Annotated in this window: 4 protein-coding genes; all 4 read right to left on the reverse strand. The window is 30.4% G+C overall.

Features of this window, described 5'->3' with window-relative positions:
- Nucleotides 1-190: 190 nt before the first annotated feature.
- Nucleotides 191-907 carry a hypothetical protein gene (locus tag ABD730_RS05835; protein ID WP_344713235.1) on the reverse strand — a complete coding sequence of 239 codons (717 nt, stop codon included), beginning with the start codon at nucleotides 905-907 and terminating at the stop codon, nucleotides 191-193.
- Nucleotides 908-1,156: 249 nt separating this feature from the next.
- Nucleotides 1,157-2,140 (reverse strand): lysozyme inhibitor LprI family protein, encoded by a 984-nt coding sequence (locus ABD730_RS05840; RefSeq protein ID WP_344713237.1) that lies wholly within the window; start codon nucleotides 2,138-2,140, stop codon nucleotides 1,157-1,159.
- Nucleotides 2,141-2,691: 551 nt separating this feature from the next.
- Nucleotides 2,692-3,252: a hypothetical protein gene (locus tag ABD730_RS05845; RefSeq protein WP_344713239.1), complete on the reverse strand. Its 561-nt coding sequence runs from the start codon at nucleotides 3,250-3,252 to the stop codon at nucleotides 2,692-2,694.
- Nucleotides 3,253-3,409: 157 nt separating this feature from the next.
- On the reverse strand, nucleotides 3,410-3,967 hold the full coding sequence (locus ABD730_RS05850; protein WP_344713241.1) for a hypothetical protein: 558 nt from the start codon (nucleotides 3,965-3,967) through the stop codon (nucleotides 3,410-3,412).
- Between the last annotated feature and the right edge of the window lie 152 nt (nucleotides 3,968-4,119).

Raw genomic sequence — 4,119 nt, forward strand, 5'->3', positions numbered from 1 at the left:
GCATAGAATTTTGTAAAAGCCTTGATATTGTTGGTATGCGCAAAATGTTTGCCAACGGTTTTGTGTATGGTTAGTTGCGTAGTTAAGCAACTAAGTTAGCAAATAAATCACAGATAGAATATTCCGCAGGAATATTCGTAAGTAGGCTAGAAACAAGCAATTAATTATACACGGTGTTACCCAACGTTTTTTAAATCGGTTTATATTCAGTTACTTTTAAATTGTCAGAGTTCAAGTCCACAAATTTGTAATGAACAATATCTTTTTTGTCAAATTCTCCGTCTTTATTGATGTCCTCAATCGTTCTGAAATAAAGTCTGTTTTTTGACTCAATTATTTTCCAATCAATGAGTTCTTTATTGTTGTCAGTCAATTTTCTAAAGTCAGTTCCGTTAATTTTACTTATATACAAAGTGTTTATATCACTAAAGTCAAGTTTTCCATCTTGATTAGTGTCTCTGTCAGTTACTTCGTAAATCAATAACTGTTTTTTAGTATTGTCAAATACTTTTCTTAAAAAGGAAAGTGAATGTATTTTGATTACATTTTCGGTTAGAGACGATAGTTTTTCAGAATCTACATGCTGGAATTTCACATTGTTTAAATCTCCTGATATTCTATAACCTCCATAACTTGAAATTTTAAAGTTATTAGAACCATATCCAGAAGATTTGTAAATAATTTTCCCTCTATTGTCTTCTATTCTAAAATCTCCGATTGGATGAATTAAATAGTCAGTACTGTCTATTTGAATTGGCAAATCCGAAATTTCAATAAATGCTGTGTCTTTTTTCAATTCAGGAATTTCTTTTCCGTTATTTTCAGCGTGTACAATTTTCGGTTTATTTTCTTTTCCACAAGATGCGAATAGTAAAATAGTAAATCCTAATATCAGAATGTTTTTCATAAGGTTTATTGATTAGTTTAACTGCTCAAACATAGTTTGAAATTTTTGTTTTCAAAACTCATAATGAGTGAAGTGTTTATTTCAGTTAGGGAAATATTCAATTTATACAGTTTCGTAAATGTTGGGTAACGGTTTTGTGTATGGTTAGTGGCGTGTTTAAGCACCTAATTTAGCAAATAAATCACAGATTGAATATTCCGCAGGAATGTTCGTAAGTAGGCGAGAACCAGCCATTAATTATACACGGTGTTACCTGCTGGCTTTTTCTAATCCATATTCTTCAATCAATTCAGCAGTCATTTTTTCTGTAGTTGCTTTTAATGAATTTAATTTTAAAGTTGAATGAATTGTTCCTCCTTTTGCATGTTTAGCAAATGATTCTGCTTTTAATTCTCTGTATTCTTTCCATTTATTTATAACAAGCTCAAAATCTTTGTTGTCCAAAAAAATATTCTCTTCAGTAAGGTTTAAATTTTTAATTTCTTCAATGACTTTAATCAATTCAGACTCTGCTTTTTCATAGTTTTTTCCTGCACAAATAGTGATTTCAGTTTGCGTTAATGGTGCATCTGGTTCAAGTAAATTCCATACATAATCATTAACCTGAAATAAGAATATTTTACAATGTTCGTAAGTTCCTTTAATCATTAAATACTCTAACTCTACATTGGTTGCAAATTCATGACAAAATATGTGTCGCAATCTGAAAACATAATCAATTGATTCTAAAATTCTTGAGTGATTTTTTTTAAATTTTTCAGCGATATCTATTGTAGGTTTTTCAAGTTGTCTTGGTTTGAATTTTTTTAGTTCCTCCAAAAAATCGGTTTGCGTTAAAATCGATAAATTTGAGCAAAAATCTTTAATATTATTACAATTCAAAATATGACTGACAAAATCCCCAACTGAAATTTTCTTTTTTTGAATTGCGGTCACAATATTAAAATCAAATTTTATGTTTGCTGATTGATTAAATTTTATGACATTTTGATTATAAGGCTCACCTTTATCTATTAATTCAGCTACTATACTTCTTAAAAATGATTCGAAACATGCTACTGTAGCAATTGGAATATATTTCAGAGTTTCCTTATTTTTTATTGAATTATCATCTGTCAAGTTATAAATGATAGAATCAATAGCGTGTAGTCGAGCCATTAATTCGAATCTTCCTGGAAATTTAGAACGGTCTTTAATTGACGTAATTTCTTCTATGTAATCTCTTTTTCTCAATGTTGGTTTTTAGCTTGCAGGTAACGGTCTCGTATATGATTTGTAGCATTGTTTCAGCAAGTAAGTTAGCAAATAATAACCGAAATAGAAAAACCGCGAGGTTTTTCGACAGTAGGCGAGTAGCAGCTATAAATTATATACATTGTTAGCTATGAGTAGGCGCGCATAGACTTTGGTAAAGTAGAGGTGTTATTTTTCCTGCCGAAAGCAAACACTTTAAATGCGTAGCCTAGAGTTAGCAGAAATGCTGAACACGATTATAGGTTTTTTATTTAAGAAGCCATTGCAGATAAGCTGTGTCCAATTCACGCATGTGTTTGCTTATTCGACTAAAGCACTGACGCCTTTTTTTATTTTTCAGCGCAAACTTGCTAACGCATGATTTTTAGACAATGTTTGAAAAACTCAAAAGGTTAGTTAAAACAATAAAANAAAGTTGCGTGTTTGCGTGCGAGGATTTTCCGAAGGAAAATCAGACGTAGCAAACGTGCAACGACCTTTGTTTTAGCACAACACCAGCAATTTTTTATATACGGTGTTGTAACCAGTTTTTATTTTTTATTACTCAATTCGTCAAAAAATTTGCTCAGATTTCTTAAAAATCGGTCAGCATCTGAACCTTTTATTAATTGTGCTAAATCAGAAATATTTGGTTTGCATAAATTTCCGTTTCTGTCCATTAAAATCCAATCATTTTCTTTACAAATATCAAGCATTGAATTAAGGAAATTTAGAGTAGTATCTGTTAAGTCAGTCCGAAACATAAATTCATCGATAAATTCATTAGTTTTATTTAAACCAAGACTAACATCGTGGTCAAATTCCGCTTTTTCACTTTTCCAAATTGTATCGTCAGTCCAACTTGCACGAGTAATTATTTTGTCAATTTGTTTTTCTAATTCTACTAAATTAACTTCTATCTCTTTCCACCAATTTGTTGTTCTTGCATCTTCAAATTCAGGCTCTAAATCTTCGTTGTCAGTTTCAGTATATTTTTCCCAAAACTTTTCCCATTCAGAATGTTTAATTTCCAATTGATTTGGTATTTCTCCAAATTTCATTTCAATCGCCTTTTTCGGCAGTATGTATGTTATAAATTGGTTAATTGCCATTCGGTTTCTCAAATTGGTTACAACGTGTTTGTATATGGTTTGTTGCGTGGTTAAGCAACTAAGTTAACAAATAAAAACCGAATAGAAAATCCGCAAGGATTTTCGTAAGTAGGCTAGAACCAAGCAATAAATTATATACAGTGTTGTAAACTGTGCTTTACTTTTCAAATTTCCCTTCCAATCCGTTTTTCCAAAAATCATTGATATAATCTTTGATTTTTATGTCTTCTTTTATTTGGTGAGAAAATATTAGTCCACTAATAAAAACCTTTGGTAAATCATTTTCTTCGTCATTAATCACAGCATTAAATTCAATCATATAAACTGAAACGTCATATAGGTTGTCTCCATTCAGAGTATAATTCGATTCAATTATTATTGGTATTCGTGAAGTATCAAGGACTTGAGCAAAACCTTTTTTTAAAGGGAATTTGTCTTTAATCATTCGTCGAATTTGTATTGTAGGAACTGTAATATGAAGTATATTTTCAGGTGGTCTTATTGGCCATTCAGAATCAGAAATTACATCAGGATAATATGCTGTAGCTTTCTGTAAAACAACATTTTTATTAGTCGGAATTATTTTCAGCGTTTCATTTTCTTTGTCATAAGTACCAGTCCAAACGTTTTTAAATTTATCTAAATATTCTTGTTGAGAAAGATTCAATGCATTTTGAGAAATAGAGCAACTTCTAATAGAAATAATCAGAGCCAATACAGATAATCCGATTGTAATTATTTCAGTATTTTTTAATTTTTTAAATTTCATTTTAGTTCAGATGTCGCTTGGTTTCGGCATTGTTTACAACGGTTTTGTGTATGATTTCGTTGCGTGTTTCAGCAACTAAATTAGCAAATACAAACTGA

Origin of the sequence: Winogradskyella damuponensis (assembly GCF_039538385.1) — a bacterium.
Taxonomy (GTDB): Bacteria; Bacteroidota; Bacteroidia; order Flavobacteriales; family Flavobacteriaceae; genus Winogradskyella; species Winogradskyella damuponensis.

What these genes read in the sequence shown, in the direction of transcription:
- ABD730_RS05845 (WP_344713239.1), bottom strand. Translation starts at nt 3,252, where the DNA reads ATGGCAATTAACCAATTTATAACATACATACTGCCGAAAAAGGCGATT.
- ABD730_RS05835 (WP_344713235.1), bottom strand. Translation starts at nt 907, where the DNA reads ATGAAAAACATTCTGATATTAGGATTTACTATTTTACTATTCGCATCT.